Here is a 16,660-nt window from a genome sequence, read left to right as displayed (position 1 = left end):
ACATGTCGACACTGACAGAAACCCGCATCGACGGTGCATTGGTCTACGACGGCCACTTCCTCAAAGTCCAACGCGACACCATCGAACTCCCCGACGGCAAACGCACCGGCCGCGAATATATTCTGCATCCCGGCGCGGTCGTGATCCTGCCGCTGCTCGACGACGGCAAGGTGCTGCTCGAGCGCCAGTACCGCTATCCGCTGCACGACGTGTTCATCGAATTCCCGGCCGGGAAAATCGATCCGGGCGAAGATCCGCTCGCCAGCGCGAAACGCGAGCTGGAGGAAGAAACCGGCTACACCGCCACCGACTGGCAGTTCGTTAGCAAGATCCACAACGCCATCGCCTATTCGGACGAACATCTGGACCTGTACCTGGCGCGCGGCTTGACGAAGGGCGAGCAAAAGCTCGACGACGGCGAGTTCCTCGAATTATTCACCGCCACCATCGACGAGCTGCTGCAGTGGGTCCGCGAAGGCAAGGTCACCGACGTCAAGACCATCATCGGCGCGTTCTGGCTCGACAAGCTGCGCGCGGGCGACTGGAAGCTGGACTAAGGCCATGAAGCCGGCAGCGCTGATCCTGTTGTGCTGCGGCGCCGGGGCCGGGGCTGGCTTAACCCAGGCGGCCGAACGCACGCCGTTCCAGATCCGCTGCGAAGACACGATCAGCAAAACCATTTCGGTGCTGTCGACCAAGAGTAACGGCTTCACGATCAACAACCAGCTGCCTTACCGCGCGTTGACGCTGAAAACCGGCAGCATCGATGGCCGCAGCGAGACCCTGGGCTTGACGGTCACGCGCGCGCAGTTTGCCGCCACCATGGGCGGGCCGATTTTGCAGGACAGGGTTAGCGGCTACGAATGCGTGGCGCCGCGCGTGGAGATCAAGTTGAACTACTCGCCGGTGCTGATTTATGTCGGCAACGAGTTCGTGCCCGGCAGCTGCGGCTACAACACGATCCTGGAGCATGAACAGCGCCACCTTAAAGCCTATATGGACAATCTGGTGCGGGTCGAAAAGGTGGTGCGCGACGCGCTGAACCGCCGATTTGAAGGCAAGCCGCTGTACGCGCCGTCGGGTACCGCGCAGTCGGCGCTGCAGCACGAGATCAACAGCCAGTGGATGCCGTTTATTCAGGCCGAATTCGACAAAGGCAAGTCGGAGCAGGCTAAAATCGATACCCCCGCCGAATACGCGCGCCTGGCCAATACCTGCAATGGCGAGATTCGGGAAATCGTCCAGCGCAGGCGCAGAAGATAAAGAAGATGACAGCCCAAACAAAAACAATCCGCGATACACCGCGCTATTTCGCGCTGCTGCCCGCCGCCGGCGTCGGCGCGCGCATGGCGGCCGACGGACCCAAACAATACCTGACGGTGGGCGGCAAGCCAATGCTGCGCCATGCCGTCGACGCTTTCCGCGCCAGCGATTTGGTGGCGCATACCTATGTCGTCGTCAGCGCGGCGGACGGCCAGATCGACGCCGTGCTGCCGAACGACCTCGATGGCGTCACGGTGCTGCGCTGCGGCGGCGCCACGCGCATGGACACGGTGCTCAACGCCTTGCGCGCGCTGGATGGTGTCGTCACCGGCGCCGACCTAGTCATGGTGCACGACGCCGCGCGCCCCGGCCTGACGCCGGCCTTGATCGCAAAGCTGATTGAGGGCGTTGGCGACTATCCCGCCGGCGGCCTGCTGGCGCTGCCGGTGGTCGACACGGTCAAGCGCAAGGCGGGCGCCGATGTCGCCACCGTGCCGCGCGACGGCCTGTGGCTGGCGCAGACACCGCAGATGTTCAGCTACGCGCTGCTGCTACGGGCACTGGGCGGCGCGCCGGACGCCAACGCCATCACCGACGACGCCAGCGCCGTCGAGATGCTGGGCATGTCGCCGCGCCTGATCGAAGGCCATCCACGAAATTTGAAAGTCACGCTGCCGGCCGACATCCGCATCGCCGAAATGTATCTGGCCGCCGGCGAATAACCAAGGAAACAAAATGAACAAACTCCCGTTCCGCATCGGCCAGGGCTACGACTGCCACGCGTTGGTGGAAGGCCGCAAACTGATCATCGGCGGCGTCGACATCCCGCACCACGTCGGCCTGCTGGGCCATTCGGACGCCGATGTGCTGCTGCACGCGATCACCGATTCGATCCTGGGCGCGGCCGCGCTGGGCGACATCGGCAAGCACTTTCCGGATACCGACGCGCAGTTCAAAGGCGCCGATTCGCGCACCTTGCTGAAGGAAGCCGCGCGCCGCGTGGTGGCCACCGGCTACAGCATCGGCAACGTCGATTGCACCATCATCGCCCAGCGCCCGAAGATGGCGCCGCACATCCACTCGATGCGCGCCAACATCGCCGAGGACCTGGGCCTCGATATCAGCCAGGTCAACGTCAAGGCCAAGACCAACGAGAAGCTGGGCTACTTGGGCAGGGAAGAGGGTATCGCGGCCGAATCGATCGCTTTGCTGATATCTTCGTAGAAAAGAGTCAGCTGATAGCGTATTCCTGAACACAGGCATTCCGCCAAGGATGCCAGGTTTCATTCGCACTAGTGGCGTCTTCGATTTCATGGAATGAAGTAGCGTGGATCATACTCTGCGCCATCCTCGTCGATTAGGACGTCTCGCGACATCCTGCGCCCGGCTTTCCCGTCGGTCGTTCGACCGGATCGATGGTGCGCGCGGATTGTCATGCCTGCGTAAAACGATCTGCTACCATGGCGGTTTTTCAGCAAGGATGACCATGGCGCGCGATATTTATGCTTACCGGCAGGTTGCGGTGCACTCGGTGCGGCGCGGCGGCGCGGTCGAGATCCATCCGGTGCCGGGGCAGGCGTTTTCGCCGGAGCTGGCGGTGCAGTGCTCGCGGCGGATGAGCGATACGTCCTTGTATCCGCTCGGTACGTGCTTTCTGCTGGACGCCAAGCTGACCGACCGCCAGGGCGGCACGCCCTATCTGTACGCCTGGCACGGCGACGACATCAAGGTATTGTCCGCCAGGGAGACCAAGGCCTTCCTGGCCGAATTCAGACGCGGCAGGATCTAATCAGTGCACGGCGTGCAGTTTGCCTGACGGCTTGCCGTCGTCCTCGCCCCACTTGGCGATGACCGCCGCCATCGCCACGGCGAACACGCCGCCCACCAGCATCGCGCTCGACACGCCCAGATGGTCGACCGCCACGCCGCCGACCAGCGCGCCGCTGGCCAGCGAGATCTGCGCGGTGGCGACGAACACGGCGCCGCCGCTTTCCATCGCATCCGGCGCGGCCCGGAACATCCAGGTCTGCACCGAGATCGGCATCATGCCGAAGGCCAGGCCCCAGATCACGATCAGCGCCGTGGCGCCCAGCAGCGAGGTGCCGATCAGCGGCAACGCCGCCGCCGACAGACCCATCACCAGACCGGTGACGATCATCGACATGCGCACGCTGCGCGCCACAGTCCAGCCGCCGATCAGATTGCCGACGAAGCCGGCCGCGCCATAGGTCAGCAGCAGGGCGCTGATGGTGGTCGCGTTCAGGCCGACGACCTGGCTGAGGAACGGCGTGACATACGTGTAGGCGGCGAACTGGCCGATGAAGACCAGCAAGGTGGCCAGCATGCCGAGCCGCGCCTTTTTCACGCGCAGCAGCGCCGGCAATTGCGCGAACGTCAGCGATTGCGTGGTCGGCAGCCGTGGCAGCAGCCACATTTGCGTCAGCAGCACCAGCACGGCGACCGCGCCGGCCGCGTGGAACGCCACGCGCCAGCCGACCAGTTCGCCGATCAGCGCGCCGGCAGGCACGCCCGCCACGGTGCCGAGCGAAATGCCGGCGAAGATGATCGAGGTCGCCCGCGTCGCATACGCGGGCGGCACCAGCCGGTTGCCGAGCGCGCCGCCAATGGCCCAGAAGCCGCCGACGCCGATACCGAGCAGGGCGCGGCCGACCAGGATCACCAAGAAGGAATCGGACAGCGCCACCATCAGATTGGAAATGATTAGCGTTGCCGTCAGCCCCCAGATCACGTAACGGCGGTCGGTCTTGCCGACACCGATGGTGACCAGGATGGCGGCAAACGCGGCGACGATGCCGGGGATGGTGACCATCATGCCGGCCAGGCCTTCGGTCACCTTCAGTTCGGCGGCGATCGACGGCAGCAGGCCGACCGGCAGGAATTCCGTCGTGACGAGCGCGAACGATCCGACGGCGACGGAAAGTACGGCCAGCCAGGCGGCGCGGGTGGGGGCGGGCGTGGTGAGCGCCGACGGTTGACTTACAGGCACAGCCTGCGCGTTGGATGTAGATTGCATGGGAAATAGTCCTGGGTAGTCGTAAAAATGCTTGAGTTTTTTACTGATCGGTTCATAATGACGGCTGGAGATCACGTTGTCAATATAATTTTTAACCGATTGGTATGAAAGAGAATACTTCCACAGTCCGCAAGACGGGCCGTCCGCGCACTTTCGATGCTGAAACGGCGCTGGACAAAGCGATGAAGGTGTTCTGGGAGAAGGGCTACGAGGGTAGTTCGCTGCCGGAACTGACCGAGGCGATGGGCATGAACCGGCCCAGTTTGTACGCTGTGTTCGGCAACAAGGAAAACCTGTTCCGCATGGCGCTGGACCGGTACGGGGCCACGCACGACCCGCTGTTCAACGCGGCGTTGAAGGAAGCGACCGCGCGCGCCGTGGTCGAGCATTTTTTGCGCGGCAACGCCGATGCCCAGACCGAGACCGACAAGCCGCATGGCTGCCTGGTGATCAACGGCGCGCTGGCTTGCAGCGACGATGCGCTGCCGATTCGTAATTCACTGATCGAGCGCCGGGCGGCGAGCGAGGAAAAACTGCGCGAGCGGTTCGAGCGGGCCAAGGTCGATGGCGATTTGCCGGCCGATAGCTGTTCGGGGCAGATGGCGCGCTATGTGATGACGGTGTCGAACGGCATGGCGGTGCAGGCCGCCGCCGGCGCCACGCGCGAACAGTTGCAGGGCGTGGTCGACCAGGTATTGCGCGGCTGGCCGTAACGCCGCGACCTTCACGGATTCGTGCCGGCGCCATGCCCGGCACGAATCCGTTCCCGACGTTACCGGTTGCCTGGCGGCTTCACCATCGCCACCTTATTCGGCGCTGCCGTCGTCGTCGTCATCGGCGGCGTCGTCCGCGCCGTCCTTGACGCCGCGCGCCCGCGCCGCATCGGTGTCGGACTTGAGCTTGGCGGCGTTGCCCATGAATTGGTCGACGCTGCGGTCGGGGCTGCGTTTGACTTCCGGCGGCAACAGCACCGACATATACAGCTCGTCCGACAAGCGGCCCGTGCCTTGCAGGTTGGCCATCAGCATCAAGCCGGCGCCGACCAGCATCATGATCGTGGCGGTGGTGGCGAACTGCTTCGTCAGGTGCGGCTTGATGGTCTTCAGATGGAAGAACAACATGCCGCAAACGATCGCGAGGCTGACCAGGTTGCCATACCGCGTGAACCCTTCGGCCGACCACGCATACGCCATGGTGCTGCTGGCGGCGCGCCAGACGCCCACCACCGCCAGGCCGCTGCCCAATATGAACAGGTGCCGGCCCATGCGCGCGTGGCTGCCGAACAGGCGGTTGGACAGCGCCCACACGCCGCTCCACAGCAAACCCGCCGCCAGGCTGGACGCGAGCACCAGCAGATACCGGATCAGCGCGAACGGTTCGACGTCGGACAGCCACGTTTCCAGGCAGCTGAAGACGGCGATCAGCACCAGGCCGATGGTGGCCGGCGTCGCGCCTTCCCAGCCGTGCATGGTGGTGTCGGCGATTTCGGCCGGCACCGGGAAGTCGGCGGCGCGGATGCGCAAGCGGGTATGGCCGAGACGCACCACCGTGTCGCCGCCCAGCACCACTTCGGTCTGGCGCTTGCCGCGCGCGTAGGTGCCGTTCTTGCTGCCGAGGTCGCGCAGTACCAGTTTCCCTTGTTCGTCGAGGTCGACGATGGCGTGCGCGGCGGCGCTGTGGGCGTCGTCGAGAATGATGTCGTTGTCGTAGCTGCGTCCAAGGCGGATCGGCAAGGCGTCGGCCTTGTGCCGGTGCAGCACGTCGCCATTGCGGGCGAGGATTTCCACGAAGTAGGGCGCCATCATTGCGCGCCTCCCGTGGCCGGCTTGGCCGGGGGCGGGGCGGGGATCGGCGCCTTGCCGGCGGTCCCGCTTGCCGGCGTCGTGCTCGACGGCTTGCCCGCCGGTTTCACGACCGGCGTGCGCGCGGGCACGGGCGCGCCGGCCGGCGCCAGCGACAGCGATTCGAGGAACACGCGCGACACGCGCATGCCGTTGTCATACGAGACGCCGCGCGCATCCAGTCGGCTTTGTAGGCTCATCAACCCCTGATCGGTGGTGGCCGTCAGCAGCGCGAAGTCGTACAGGCCGGCGAATTTGCGGTAGGCGCGCACGCACAGCACGGCGCGCAACGGCAGGTTTTTATTCTTGACGAAGTCTTCGGTGCAGTTGGGGCCGGTCAAACGGGTGTCCTTGTTGCTGCCGAAGTGCTCGTTCTTGAACGAGGCGCTGGCCAGTTGCGCGAAGCGCAGCTTGTCGAGGCCGGTGCCACGGATGAACTGGTGGCGGATGCTGAGCTGTCCCGTTTGCAGCGAGCCGCTGACGAAGATCGCCGACTCCATCGCGCAACTGGCGTCGTCGACGGTGAACGGCTTGTCGGCCTTGACGTTGGAGCGGCCCCAGCAGCGCATCTGCTCGGACTCGCGCACCGGCACCTGGTAGGGTCCCATCGGCTTCAAACTCAGCGGACTGGCCAGCAGCTGGTCGACCATCGCGCGCTGATGGCTCAGCAGCTGGCCCGCCACCACCGACGTGAAATCGGCCGGCGCCTTGGCTTGTTGTTCGACCTTGCGCAGCAGGTCCTGGGCGAAGCGGGCCGGCACCAGGAAGCTGACCAGCTCGCCGTCGAGGCGCTTGGAGACGTTGACGCCGGCCACCGAGCCGTCGACCGTCACGCTGGGGCCGCCGCTCATGCCGGAGTTGATCGGGCCGGTGAACATCAGCTGGTCGTAGAAGCTGCGCGCGATCACGCCGTTGTAGGCGCCCTCGGAAATGGCGAAGCCCAGATCGAGCGGATTGCCCATCGAATACAGGTACTGGCCCTGCGTCAGGCGCGCCAGCTGGTCCGGCATCTTGAAGAAGCCGGTGCCGTTGCGGTTGACGCGCAGCACCGCCAAATCGTGCAGCACGTCGACCGCCAGCAATTCCACGTTGCCGCGCTGGCCGCTGGTGTCGACCCATTCGCCGACGTAGGTGTCCGGATCGAGCGCGAATTGCGACACCACGTGGTAATTGGTGACGACCAGGTTGCTGGTGCCGATCAAGAAGCCCGAACCCACCGACGATTGCGTGCGGCCGCTTTTCAGCAGCGAACGCACTTGCAGGATGTCGTTCTTGGCCGACGCATATAAATGCTGGGCCGCGCTCGACGGCGGCGGCAACGGCGCGGTGTCGGCGGCGGCGGCGCCGGCGGACGGGTCGGCGGAATCAGGCGACGCGGGTGATGAAGGTGATGAGGGGGATGAAGGTGATGAGGGTGATGAAGGTGAGGCAGGCGGGGCCGGCGGCTGTTTGCCCCTGGCCGGCGCGCTGGCGGTCGTTGCGCCGGTCGTGGCGGTGGTGGTCGCCGCCGCGGTGGCCGCGCTGGCTGCTGCGGCCAGCGTCGGCGCGGCGGGGTTTGCAGTGGTGGGAGCCGCTAGCGCGCCAGCGCAGGCCCCGGTCAAGGCGATGGATGTGGCAAGCGCGGTAAATTTCATGCAAACCTTAGACTTATTCTATCGGCAACCTCAGAGCGCGCCATCTTCCACGGCGGCGGGCGTCAAAGGCGTCATCATATGGCCCAGCTTGGCGGCTTTGGTGTTCAGATAATGCTGGTTGAACGCATTGCGGTTGACGAGCAGCGGCACGCGCTCGGCCACCTCGATGCCAAGTTTGGTCATGGCATCAATCTTACGCGGATTATTGGTCATCAGGCGCAGGCTTTTAACGTCGAACTGGGCCAGCATCGGCTTGACCAGGCCGTAGGTGCGCTGGTCCGGTTTGAAGCCCAGCTGCTCGTTGGCCTGGACCGTGTCGGCGCCGGCCTCTTGCAGGCGGTAGGCGCGGATTTTGTTGATCAGGCCGATGCCGCGGCCTTCCTGGCGCAGGTACAGCAGCACGCCGCGGCCCTCGGCGGCGATCTTCTTGAGCGCGCCCTCCAGCTGGGCGCCGCAATCGCAACGTTGCGAGAACAGCACGTCGCCGGTCAGGCACTCCGAGTGCACGCGCGCCAGCACCGGCGCGCCGTCGCCGATATCGCCCAGCACCATGGCCAGATGTTCCTTGCCGGTGGCTTTTTCGACGAAGGCGTGCAAGGTGAACTGTGCCCAGGGCGTCGGCAGGGCGCACGAAGTCATGTAGTCCAATTCGTCTTTTGCCGGTGTTTCCGCGCTCTGCAACATAGCTATGCTCTTCAAATATTGATGATGTAATAAAGTAAAAAAGGCGCGCCGGGCTGTTCGAACAGACCCGGCGCGCCCTTCATCATACCAAAACTGGCGGAAAATTATTTTGGGCCAGCCTTTCCCATGGGGAAGGGTCAGTTAGGCAAATCAAACACCAGCACCTCGGCGTCGGTCGCCTGTTCCAACGTGACCAGGTTTTCCTCCGTCAGCTTCAGCGCGTCGCCGCCTTTGAGCGCGGTGCCGTTGACGGTCACGTCGCCCCGGATCACGTGGACGTAGGCGATGCGGCCGTTGCCCAGCTCGTGCTTCAGGCTGTCGCCGGCGGCCATGATGGTCGCATAGATCGCGGCATCCTGATGCACCAGCACCGAGCCTTGGCGGCCGTCGTTCGAAGCGATCAAGCGCAGCTGGCCTTGTTTGCTCTCCGGCGTGAAGTGCTTTTCCTCGTAGCTTGGCGCGATGCCGGCCTGGCCGGGCTGGATCCAGATCTGCAGGAAATGCACCTGGTCCTTTTGCGAACCGTTGAACTCGCTGTGACGCACGCCGGTGCCGGCGCTCATGCGCTGCACATCGCCGTAGTGCAGCACCGAACCGGTGCCCATGCTGTCCTTATGCTCGAGCGCGCCGCTCAGCACGTAGGAAATGATCTCCATGTCGCGGTGGCCGTGGGTGCCGAAACCCTGGCCGGCTTCGACCTGGTCTTCGTTGATCACCAGCAGCGGGCCGAAACCGACGTGTTTCGGGTCATGGTAGCTGCCGAACGAGAAGCTGTGGCGGGAATTCAACCAGCCGTGATTTGCCAGACCGCGTTCTTCACTTTTACGAATTTGCAACATGATGAGCTCCGTTTCTTCGATTGTTTTTAAGGTTGTGTTCAGCTGATGTGCGATAATTTTGAAGGTCGATCCGTTGTTTCTTCGATCATCGCCGCATCCATGAATCACAGTATAGACCCCGGATTCCGGATTAAAAAACGGAAAATTTACCCCTTTACTATCGAAAAAATCGAATGCTCAGATTAAGCCTCGAAGCGCTGCAAATCGTCGACGCCATCGACCGTCGCGGATCGTTCTCTGCCGCCGGCAAGGAGTTGCACCGCGTACCGTCGACGATCTCCTACACCGTCGGCAAGCTCGAGGACGACCTCGGCGTCCAGGTGTTCGAGCGCAACGGTCCGCGCGTGGTGCTGACGGCGGCCGGCGTCGAGCTGCTGAAGGAGGGGCGCTACCTGCTCAAGGCCGCGCAGGACCTGGAACACCGGGTGCGGCGCGTGGCGTCCGGCTGGGAGACCGAACTGGCGGTCGGCATGGATTCGATGTTCTCGCCATGTCTGTTCCTGGAAGATATCAACGCCTTCTACGAGGTCGCGCAGCAAACCCGCCTGCGGGTGGTGAAGGAAACCCTGTCCGGCGCCTGGGAGGCGCTGCTGGACCGCCGCGCCGACCTGCTGGTGGGCGTGGCCGGCGATGGTCCGGCCGGCGGCGGTTATGTCTCCGAGCCGATCGGCAAGGTCGAGTTCGTCTTTGCGGTGGCGCCGTCGCATCCGCTGGCGGCCGTCGAAGGCGCGCTCGGCCGCGCGCATCTGCAGCAATACCGGGCCGTCAGCGTCGCCGATTCGGCCCGCCAGCTGGCGCCGCGCACCGTCGGACTGCTGCTGGGGCAGGATACCCTGACCGTGCCGGACATGAAAACCAAGCTGCAATTCCAGCTGGCCGGCACCGGCTTCGGCTTCCTGCCGGAGCCGTGCGCGCGCGCCGCCATCGACGCCGGACTGCTGGTCGAAAAACCGGTCGATGAGCCGAAGCCGGCCGAAACCTTCTACCTGGCCTGGCGCAGCGGCGAGCACGGCGCCGCGCTGAACTGGTGGATCGCCCGCATGCGCCAGCCGGGCCTGTTCGAGCGCTTGTTGCGCCATTTGCCCCACCACACGCAGTCGGTTTGACGCAGAACAGGAAACCTGCGGGCGAAAGCCTCGCCCGGCTTGACAATGTTGACCGGGGCCAACAGTTTCGGAGTACCATAGCAGCATAACTGACTGTTTTTGCTGGATCATTTATGACCGCCCTGATTGCCCTCCCGCCTGTATTCCTGCACCCGCTGGCCGACCGCAACGGTCACCCCGGCGCGTTGCTGTTCGACGCCGGCTTTCTCGACCAGCCCCCTCAGCCCGATCGGCCGGCGGCGCTGCCGGACGCCATCGTCGCGGTGTTGCGCGAGGTGGCGGGCGGCAGCATGGGCTGCTACTACCGCGCCGGCCTGAGCGAGGAGCTCGGCCGGTTGCTGGACCAGGCGGGCTGGAAAAAAATGCCCGCCGAGAAGCTTTATCGCGCCGACGCCGAACTCGCCAGCACCTTGCCGTCCGGCGTCGCATGGATCGAGGGCGAGTGGTTCCTGGCGCCGCCGTCCAAGCCGGTGGGCAGCCAGGTCGCCTCGCGCGCGCTGGCGTTGCAACTGGTGCAGCTGGTATCGGCCGACGCCGACACCCACGAGATCGAAGCGCTGTTGCGCCAGGACCCGACCTTGTCGTATCACCTGCTGCGGCTGGTCAACTCGCTGGGCATGGGCGCCGGCCGCCGCGTCACCAGTTTTTCGCAGGCGATCCTGATCCTGGGCCGCGCGCAGCTGCGGCGCTGGCTCCATCTGATGCTGTTCTCGTCGCGCGAGGGCGACCAGCGCTCGCCGATGCTGCTGGCGCGGGTGGCGGTGCGGGCGCGGGCGATGGAATTGCTGTCGCGCGACGCCGGCCTGGGCAAGGCGCGGCAGGAGCAGGCGTTCATGGTCGGCATGTTCTCGCTGCTGGGCGTGCTGTTCGGACTGCCGCTGGCCGAGGTGCTCAAACCGCTGACGATGAGCGAGGCCGTGCAGCAGGCGCTGCTGGCGCACGAGGGCGAGCTGGGCGCGCTGCTCGGCGTGGTGGAGGCGGCCGAGCGCGACGATCACGCCGCGCTGGACGCGCGTCTGCAAGCGCTGCAGATCGACACCGACAATTTCAACCGGGTCGCCGCCGAAGCGTATCTGTGGATGCAGACGGTGGCGTCCGGCAAGACAGGTAAAACCCATGCTTGACGCCATCGAGCGCTGTCTGGCGCTGAGTCAGCGCGCCCGCGGCGAGCAGGGCGAGGCGCTGGCGCTCACGCTGGCCAGCCTCGACGCCGCGCTGGCCGAGGCGCGCGCGGCGATGGCGCCGTCGGTCGACGCCGACGACCAGGCGGTGCTGGAACTGGACCTGACCGGCTACCTGACGGCCTGGAGCCCGGGCGCGGCGCAGATGTTCGGCTACACCGCCGACGAGGCGCTGGGCCAGCACGTGCTGTTCCTGTACGCCGGGGACGATGACGACGGCAATATCGCCGAACTCGGTATCGAGGGCGGCGGCGAAGCCGGCGGCGAGGCCGGCGCCACCGCCGAAGTGCGGCGCCGCAAGAAAAACGGCGACATCATCCGGGTCAAGATGCACATCTTCCTGCGCCACGACGACAGCGGCGAACCGGTCGGCATGCTGGTGCGGCTGGCAAGGGTGGGCGAGGCGCTGTCGGCGGCCGACAAGATCAACCTGCACGCGCGCATCATCGAGGACAGCGACCAGGGCGTGCTGATCACCGACGGCCACGAGCGCATCGTCTCGATCAATTCCTCGTTCACCCGCATCACCGGCTACACGCCGGAGGAATCGATCGGCAAGACGCCGGACCTGCTGCGCTCGGGCGTGCACGACGCCGAGTTCCGCGCCAAGGTGCGCGCGGCGATGCAGGGCGCCGGGCCGTGGCGCGGCGAGATCATCGGCAAGCGCAAGAACGGCGAGCTGTTCCCGCAATCGGTGACGATCAGCGTGGTGCGCGACGGGCGCGGCAAGATCAGCCACACGTTCTCGCTGTTTTCCGACATCAGCGAGCACAAGGACGCGCAGGCGCGCATGCAGCGCATGGCCAACTACGATCCGCTGACCGGGCTGCCCAACCTGTGCCTGCTTACGCAGCTGGTCGGCCAGGCGCTGACCGAGAACCGTCGCTCGCAGGAGCACGGCGCGATGCTGGTGGTGGAGATCACCCGCGTCGGCGCCATCAGCGACACGCTCGGCAGCGACATCGGCAACGAGCTGCTGTGCGAGATCGGCCGCATGTTCCGCGCCGTGCTGCGCGAGGCCGACGTGCTGGCGCGGCTCGACGGCCACAAGTTCGCCGTCGCGCTGCTGCACATCGAAAAACGCGAACACGCCGCCGTCGTCGCGCAAAAGCTGCTGGCGGCGCTGACCGCGCCGATCCAGATCGCCGCCCACAGCCTGCAGGTGGGCGCGCACATCGGCATCACCGTCTACACGGAGGACGCCACCGATGTGCCGACCTTGATCCGCTACGCCGACGTCGCCATGAACAAGGCGGCGCAGAACATCGAGGCCGACTTCCTGTTCTACAGCGAGGAGATGAACCAGCGCGCCAAGGAGCATTTGCGGCTCGAGAGCGAACTGCGCCAGGCGCTCGTCAACGACGAGCTGCTGCTGTACTACCAGCCGAAGGTGAGCCTGCGCAGCGGCCGCATCGTCGGCGCCGAGGCGCTGCTGCGCTGGCGCCATCCGGTGCGCGGCCTGGTGTCGCCGGGCGTGTTCATTCCGGTGGCCGAGGAGACCGGGCTGATACTCGACCTGGGCACCTGGGTGCTGGAGCAGGCCTGCCGCCAGATCCGCGACTGGCGCGAGGACAACCTGATCATGCCGCCGGTCGCGGTCAACCTGTCGGCGCGCCAGTTCGACAGCCAGCTGCCGCAGCGCATCGCGGCGGTGATGGAGCGCTACGGCGTGCAGCCGGACCAGATCAACCTGGAAATCACCGAAAGCCTGCTGGTGCGCGGCACCGACAACGTCATCGCCATCATGAACGAACTGGTGGCGATGGGCATGTCGCTGGCGCTGGACGACTTCGGCACCGGCTATTCGAGCCTGGCCTACCTGAAAAAATTCCCGATCAGCACCTTGAAGATCGACCGCTCGTTCGTGGTCGGTTTGCCGTATGAAGAAAACGATTGCGCCATCGCGCGCGCGATCGTGACGATGGCGCAGCAGTTGCGCCAGGAAATCGTCGCCGAGGGCGTGGAGACGGTTGAGCAGATGAGTTTCCTGCGCGAGCTGGGCTGCGACCAGTTGCAGGGCTACCTGTTCAGCCAACCGGTGCCGGCGGTGGAATTCGCCACGATGTTGCGTGAAGGCAAGCGCTTGGCCTTCGGGACCCGCGCCTAAAGCGGACAGCCGTGGCGTTGTCGCGCACCTGAGACAAGTCGGGTTGGCACGTTTCTAATAAAGGTGCCAAAATCGAACTGCTATTTTGGCAAGCTGGCTCACTATTCCTCAGGAGACTTCTATGCAAAAACGTACATTTTTGATGCGCGCCACCGCCGCCGTCGCGTTCGCCGGTCTGGCCCTCGGTGGATGCACGACCACCACCACCGACGCCAAGTCCGATCCGGCCGCCGTCAAGACGGAGATCGAGCGCGGCTCCTACGACACCCTGGAGCGGCTGTACAAGGAGGTCAAGGGATCGCGCGAGCTGGTGCGCAAGGCCAACGGCGTGCTGGTGTTCCCGCGCGTGCTGGCGGCGGGGCTGGTGGTGGGCGGCGAATATGGCCGCGGCGTGCTGCGCGCGGGCGGACAGACGGCCGATTACTACAGCATGACGTCGGTGTCGGTCGGCTTCCAGGCGGGCGCGCAGTCGAAGGCGGTGGTGATGCTGTTCATGACGCGCGAAGCGCTGGATAAATTCCGCAATAGCAAGGGCTGGACGGCGGGCGTGGATGGGTCGGTGGCGCTGCTCAAGGTGGGCGCCAACGGCGAGATCGACACCGCCACGGCGACCGGGCCGGTGCAGGCGCTGGTGCTGACCAACGCGGGGCTCATGGCCAATCTGAACCTGGAAGGGACCAAGGTCACCAAGCTGGCGCTGTAAAGCGCAGACACGGAACCGCGCGGGGCGGATCAGGCGGAACGCCGTCACCGGCCCCACGTGTGTTTCAGAGGTCGCTTGCATGCCAGGCCCCCGCTAAAAACGCTGGCTCTTCGCGCCGGTTACGGCTACGCTTGCGGTTTTCATGATCACGAGGAACACGATGAGCCGCAACATCCTGGACGAAGCCCACATCCACCCCGCCATCCGCGAGCGCGTCGGCGACTACCGCCGCGACCTCGTCGCCGAAGTCCAGGCCGCCATCGCCGCCAACAGCGTCGTCGTGGTCGGCATGGGACTCAATCCTTTCCCCCGCAAAGCCCGCCAGATACTCGACGCCAACGGCACCCCCTACAAATATCTCAGCTACGGCAATTACTTTTCCGAGTGGCGCCCGCGCACCGCGTTGAAGATGTGGACCGGCTGGCCGACCTTTCCGATGATCTTCGTCAAGGGCGTGCTGATCGGCGGCGCCACCGATCTGCAGCGACTCATCAAGAGCGGCGAGTTCGCGACCATGGTGGCGTGATGCTGACCTTGCCGTTACGTCTGCAGCCCGGCGACGACGTGCGCGGCGCGGTGGTGGCCGCCTTGCTGGCCAGCGGCCACCGGGCCGGCTTCGTGCTGCAAGGCATCGGTAGCCTGCACGTCGCGCAACTGCGCTATGCCGGGCAGCCGCAGGCGACGGCGTTGCACGGCGACCTGGAAATCCTGACCCTGGCCGGCGCGATCGCGCCGGACGGCGCCCATCTGCACATGTCGGTAGCCGACGCGCGCGGGCAGGTCTTCGGCGGACATGTCGGCCCCGGCTGCGTGGTGCGCACCACGGCCGAGCTACTGCTGGCCTTGCTGCCCGACCACCGCTTCAGGCGCGAGCACGACCCGCGCACCGGCTATCCGGAACTGCGAATCGACTAGTCGGGATCGACCTCGTCGTTGATCTTCTCGGTCAACGCCCGCAACTGTTCCGGCACCGCGTCCAGATGGTAGCGCACGGTGTGGGCCTGGCGGCCCTCGTCGACCTCCAGGTCGTACTGGAAATCCCAGGACTTCGGCGCGGTCTTGACCAGCTTTTCCGGCAGCGCGAAAAAGTCGCAGGCCTGCACCAACTGCTGCATTTGCTCGGCCTGCTCATGCGGCAGCTGCGCCAGATCGATGGTGCGCGTCTGCGCCCCGGCCGGTCCGGCGAAGCCGCCTGTACATCGCAATGTCATACGCATCATCGTTCCCCTCAAATCACGCCAACCAGCTTCCACGCGGCCTGCACCGCATGCTGTTCCTTCGAATCGGCGCCGTACAACAGCTCGGCGGACTGCATCGTCGCCCTGGCCATGTCGGCGAAGGTGGCGGTGGACGTCAGCAAGGATAGCGACTTGTACCAGATCGGCCCGGCCTTGTCCCAGGAGTTGCCGTTGAGCGCGATGCAGGCCGCGTAAAAGGCGTGGTTGGGAATGCCCGAGTTGGTATGGACGTCGCCGTCCTCGATATAACCGGCCATCGTCTTCGGTTGGTCATCGCCGGACCACGTAAGTTCCTTGTTGCCCGGATCGGCCATCGAGCGCAGCGCCTTGCCGACGGTCGGCCCCATGATGCCGGCGCCGATCAGCCAGTCGGCCTGGGCGCTGCTCTGCTTGAGCTTCCACTGCTTGACCATGCTGCCGAACACGTCGGAGATGGATTCGTTGAGCGCGCCGCTCTGGTCCTCGTAGTCCAGGCCGCCGGGGACGGCGTTCTGCGTCAAGCCGTGGGTCAGTTCGTGGGCGATGACGTCGACGGCGGTGGTGAAACCCATGAACAGTTTGCCGTCGCCGTCGCCGTAGACCATCTGCTGGCCGTTCCAGAAAGCGTTGTTGAAATTCTTTTGATAGTGGACGGTCGAGTCGAGCCGCACGCCCTTGCCGTCGATGGAATTGCGCTTCAACACCTCGAACAAAAAATCGTAGGTGGCGCCGGCGCCGTCGTAGGCCTGGTTGACGGTGGCGTCGTCGCTGGCCTTGGCGCCTTCGCCGCGCACCAGCTTGCCGGGCAGGGCGCTCTTGTTTTTGGCGTCGTACACGGTGCGGCGTTTCTCGCCGGTGGTGGTGATGCCGAAGGCGGCGGTCGTCGGCGTCGCCACCGACCGCTGGCCGCGCAAATGGGCCGACAGCTCGGCCTGGTCCAATAGCACGCAACGTTCGTGTGCATCGCTCGTCTCGTCGGCCAGCAGGCGCAGCATCTTCGACGAGATGATGAAGCAAGTGCAGCGATATGGGTTGGGCGCCATGGTGTTCT

20 protein-coding genes are annotated in these 16,660 nt (G+C 65.2%); 12 read left to right on the top strand and 8 right to left on the bottom strand.

Translation table 11 applies throughout. The features are described from left to right. Positions 1–2 precede the first annotated feature (2 nt). From BMX85_RS04425 to BMX85_RS04405, 5 genes are all read left to right on the top strand, one after another. Entirely contained in the window at positions 3–557 is a 555-nt protein-coding gene (locus tag BMX85_RS04425) for an NUDIX domain-containing protein (RefSeq protein WP_090314436.1), read from the top strand. A 4-nt stretch (positions 558–561) separates the two neighbouring features. Next, positions 562–1,263 carry a hypothetical protein gene (locus BMX85_RS04420; RefSeq protein WP_090314435.1) on the top strand — a complete coding sequence of 234 codons (702 nt, stop codon included), beginning with the start codon at positions 562–564 and terminating at the stop codon, positions 1,261–1,263. A gap of 5 nt (positions 1,264–1,268) precedes the next feature. After that, entirely contained in the window at positions 1,269–1,985 is a 717-nt protein-coding gene (gene ispD / locus BMX85_RS04415; protein WP_090314434.1) for a 2-C-methyl-D-erythritol 4-phosphate cytidylyltransferase, read from the top strand. A 13-nt stretch (positions 1,986–1,998) separates the two neighbouring features. Next, positions 1,999–2,487: a 2-C-methyl-D-erythritol 2,4-cyclodiphosphate synthase gene (ispF, locus tag BMX85_RS04410; protein WP_090314433.1), complete on the top strand. Its 489-nt coding sequence runs from the start codon at positions 1,999–2,001 to the stop codon at positions 2,485–2,487. A gap of 262 nt (positions 2,488–2,749) precedes the next feature. Further along, positions 2,750–3,052, top strand: a complete 303-nt coding sequence (locus BMX85_RS04405) for a hypothetical protein (RefSeq protein ID WP_090315225.1) — start codon at positions 2,750–2,752, stop codon at positions 3,050–3,052. Here the strand turns inward: BMX85_RS04405 and BMX85_RS04400 are convergent, their stop codons facing one another. After that, positions 3,053–4,297 carry an MFS transporter gene (locus tag BMX85_RS04400; protein WP_090314432.1) on the bottom strand — a complete coding sequence of 415 codons (1,245 nt, stop codon included), beginning with the start codon at positions 4,295–4,297 and terminating at the stop codon, positions 3,053–3,055. A 104-nt stretch (positions 4,298–4,401) separates the two neighbouring features. Here BMX85_RS04400 and BMX85_RS04395 point away from each other — a divergent pair, with 104 nt between their 5' ends. Further along, complete coding sequence (locus BMX85_RS04395) at positions 4,402–5,010, top strand: TetR/AcrR family transcriptional regulator (protein ID WP_090314431.1); 609 nt, start codon at positions 4,402–4,404, stop codon at positions 5,008–5,010. A gap of 93 nt (positions 5,011–5,103) precedes the next feature. Here the strand turns inward: BMX85_RS04395 and BMX85_RS04390 are convergent, their stop codons facing one another. The 5 genes from BMX85_RS04390 to BMX85_RS04375 all read right to left on the bottom strand — a co-directional run bounded on the left by BMX85_RS04390 (position 5,104) and on the right by BMX85_RS04375 (position 9,295). After that, on the bottom strand, positions 5,104–6,102 hold the full coding sequence (locus BMX85_RS04390) for an FHA domain-containing protein (protein WP_090314430.1): 999 nt from the start codon (positions 6,100–6,102) through the stop codon (positions 5,104–5,106). After that, on the bottom strand, positions 6,099–7,457 hold the full coding sequence (locus tag BMX85_RS04385) for a S1 family peptidase (protein ID WP_229210273.1): 1,359 nt from the start codon (positions 7,455–7,457) through the stop codon (positions 6,099–6,101). Before BMX85_RS04385 ends, BMX85_RS04390 begins: the two co-directional genes overlap by 4 nt. A gap of 46 nt (positions 7,458–7,503) precedes the next feature. Further along, the gene (locus tag BMX85_RS30890) at positions 7,504–7,776 is read right to left on the bottom strand and encodes a hypothetical protein (protein WP_229210272.1); all 273 of its coding nucleotides are present in this window, start codon (positions 7,774–7,776) and stop codon (positions 7,504–7,506) included. A gap of 26 nt (positions 7,777–7,802) precedes the next feature. Then, entirely contained in the window at positions 7,803–8,456 is a 654-nt protein-coding gene (gene ribA, locus BMX85_RS04380) for a GTP cyclohydrolase II (protein ID WP_090314428.1), read from the bottom strand. A 137-nt stretch (positions 8,457–8,593) separates the two neighbouring features. Continuing rightward, entirely contained in the window at positions 8,594–9,295 is a 702-nt protein-coding gene (locus tag BMX85_RS04375; RefSeq protein WP_090314427.1) for a pirin family protein, read from the bottom strand. Positions 9,296–9,468: 173 nt separating this feature from the next. On the opposite strand from BMX85_RS04375, the gene BMX85_RS04370 reads away from it, so the two are divergent. The 6 genes from BMX85_RS04370 to BMX85_RS04345 all read left to right on the top strand — a co-directional run bounded on the left by BMX85_RS04370 (position 9,469) and on the right by BMX85_RS04345 (position 15,307). Next, complete coding sequence (locus BMX85_RS04370) at positions 9,469–10,401, top strand: LysR family transcriptional regulator (RefSeq protein ID WP_090314426.1); 933 nt, start codon at positions 9,469–9,471, stop codon at positions 10,399–10,401. A gap of 113 nt (positions 10,402–10,514) precedes the next feature. After that, the gene (locus BMX85_RS04365; protein WP_090314425.1) at positions 10,515–11,525 is read left to right on the top strand and encodes an EAL and HDOD domain-containing protein; all 1,011 of its coding nucleotides are present in this window, start codon (positions 10,515–10,517) and stop codon (positions 11,523–11,525) included. Further along, on the top strand, positions 11,518–13,689 hold the full coding sequence (locus tag BMX85_RS04360) for a putative bifunctional diguanylate cyclase/phosphodiesterase (RefSeq protein WP_090314424.1): 2,172 nt from the start codon (positions 11,518–11,520) through the stop codon (positions 13,687–13,689). Before BMX85_RS04365 ends, BMX85_RS04360 begins: the two co-directional genes overlap by 8 nt. A 121-nt stretch (positions 13,690–13,810) precedes the next feature. After that, entirely contained in the window at positions 13,811–14,392 is a 582-nt protein-coding gene (locus tag BMX85_RS04355) for a BPSL1445 family SYLF domain-containing lipoprotein (protein ID WP_090314423.1), read from the top strand. Positions 14,393–14,552: 160 nt separating this feature from the next. Beyond that, a complete protein-coding gene (locus BMX85_RS04350) occupies positions 14,553–14,918 on the top strand; it encodes a glutaredoxin (protein WP_090314422.1) in 366 nt (121 codons plus the stop codon). After that, a complete protein-coding gene (locus tag BMX85_RS04345) occupies positions 14,918–15,307 on the top strand; it encodes a PPC domain-containing DNA-binding protein (RefSeq protein ID WP_090314421.1) in 390 nt (129 codons plus the stop codon). The genes BMX85_RS04350 and BMX85_RS04345 overlap by 1 nt, the downstream gene beginning before the upstream one ends. Here the strand turns inward: BMX85_RS04345 and BMX85_RS04340 are convergent. Both BMX85_RS04340 and BMX85_RS04335 read right to left on the bottom strand, forming a co-directional pair. Next, a complete protein-coding gene (locus BMX85_RS04340) occupies positions 15,304–15,603 on the bottom strand; it encodes a protealysin inhibitor emfourin (protein ID WP_229210271.1) in 300 nt (99 codons plus the stop codon). The genes BMX85_RS04345 and BMX85_RS04340 overlap by 4 nt on opposite strands. A 17-nt stretch (positions 15,604–15,620) precedes the next feature. Next, a complete protein-coding gene (locus tag BMX85_RS04335; protein ID WP_090314419.1) occupies positions 15,621–16,652 on the bottom strand; it encodes a M4 family metallopeptidase in 1,032 nt (343 codons plus the stop codon). Positions 16,653–16,660: the final 8 nt, after the last annotated feature.

Source organism: Duganella sp. CF517, from assembly GCF_900110275.1.
In the GTDB taxonomy this organism is placed as follows: domain Bacteria; phylum Pseudomonadota; class Gammaproteobacteria; order Burkholderiales; family Burkholderiaceae_D; genus Rugamonas.
This window is presented reverse-complemented; position numbering and strand designations above follow the sequence as displayed.

Bases quoted from the DNA above. Each gene is read 5' to 3' on its own strand.
- BMX85_RS04425 (WP_090314436.1), top strand. From the start codon at position 3: ATGTCGACACTGACAGAAACCCGCATCGACGGTGCATTGGTCTACGAC.
- BMX85_RS04420 (WP_090314435.1), top strand. From the start codon at position 562: ATGAAGCCGGCAGCGCTGATCCTGTTGTGCTGCGGCGCCGGGGCCGGG.
- ispD (WP_090314434.1), top strand. From the start codon at position 1,269: ATGACAGCCCAAACAAAAACAATCCGCGATACACCGCGCTATTTCGCG.
- ispF (WP_090314433.1), top strand. From the start codon at position 1,999: ATGAACAAACTCCCGTTCCGCATCGGCCAGGGCTACGACTGCCACGCG.
- BMX85_RS04405 (WP_090315225.1), top strand. From the start codon at position 2,750: ATGGCGCGCGATATTTATGCTTACCGGCAGGTTGCGGTGCACTCGGTG.
- BMX85_RS04400 (WP_090314432.1), bottom strand. From the start codon at position 4,297: ATGCAATCTACATCCAACGCGCAGGCTGTGCCTGTAAGTCAACCGTCG.
- BMX85_RS04395 (WP_090314431.1), top strand. From the start codon at position 4,402: ATGAAAGAGAATACTTCCACAGTCCGCAAGACGGGCCGTCCGCGCACT.
- BMX85_RS04390 (WP_090314430.1), bottom strand. From the start codon at position 6,102: ATGATGGCGCCCTACTTCGTGGAAATCCTCGCCCGCAATGGCGACGTG.
- ribA (WP_090314428.1), bottom strand. From the start codon at position 8,456: ATGTTGCAGAGCGCGGAAACACCGGCAAAAGACGAATTGGACTACATG.
- BMX85_RS04375 (WP_090314427.1), bottom strand. From the start codon at position 9,295: ATGTTGCAAATTCGTAAAAGTGAAGAACGCGGTCTGGCAAATCACGGC.
- BMX85_RS04370 (WP_090314426.1), top strand. From the start codon at position 9,469: ATGCTCAGATTAAGCCTCGAAGCGCTGCAAATCGTCGACGCCATCGAC.
- BMX85_RS04365 (WP_090314425.1), top strand. From the start codon at position 10,515: ATGACCGCCCTGATTGCCCTCCCGCCTGTATTCCTGCACCCGCTGGCC.
- BMX85_RS04360 (WP_090314424.1), top strand. From the start codon at position 11,518: ATGCTTGACGCCATCGAGCGCTGTCTGGCGCTGAGTCAGCGCGCCCGC.
- BMX85_RS04355 (WP_090314423.1), top strand. From the start codon at position 13,811: ATGCAAAAACGTACATTTTTGATGCGCGCCACCGCCGCCGTCGCGTTC.
- BMX85_RS04350 (WP_090314422.1), top strand. From the start codon at position 14,553: ATGAGCCGCAACATCCTGGACGAAGCCCACATCCACCCCGCCATCCGC.
- BMX85_RS04345 (WP_090314421.1), top strand. From the start codon at position 14,918: ATGCTGACCTTGCCGTTACGTCTGCAGCCCGGCGACGACGTGCGCGGC.
- BMX85_RS04340 (WP_229210271.1), bottom strand. From the start codon at position 15,603: ATGACATTGCGATGTACAGGCGGCTTCGCCGGACCGGCCGGGGCGCAG.
- BMX85_RS04335 (WP_090314419.1), bottom strand. From the start codon at position 16,652: ATGGCGCCCAACCCATATCGCTGCACTTGCTTCATCATCTCGTCGAAG.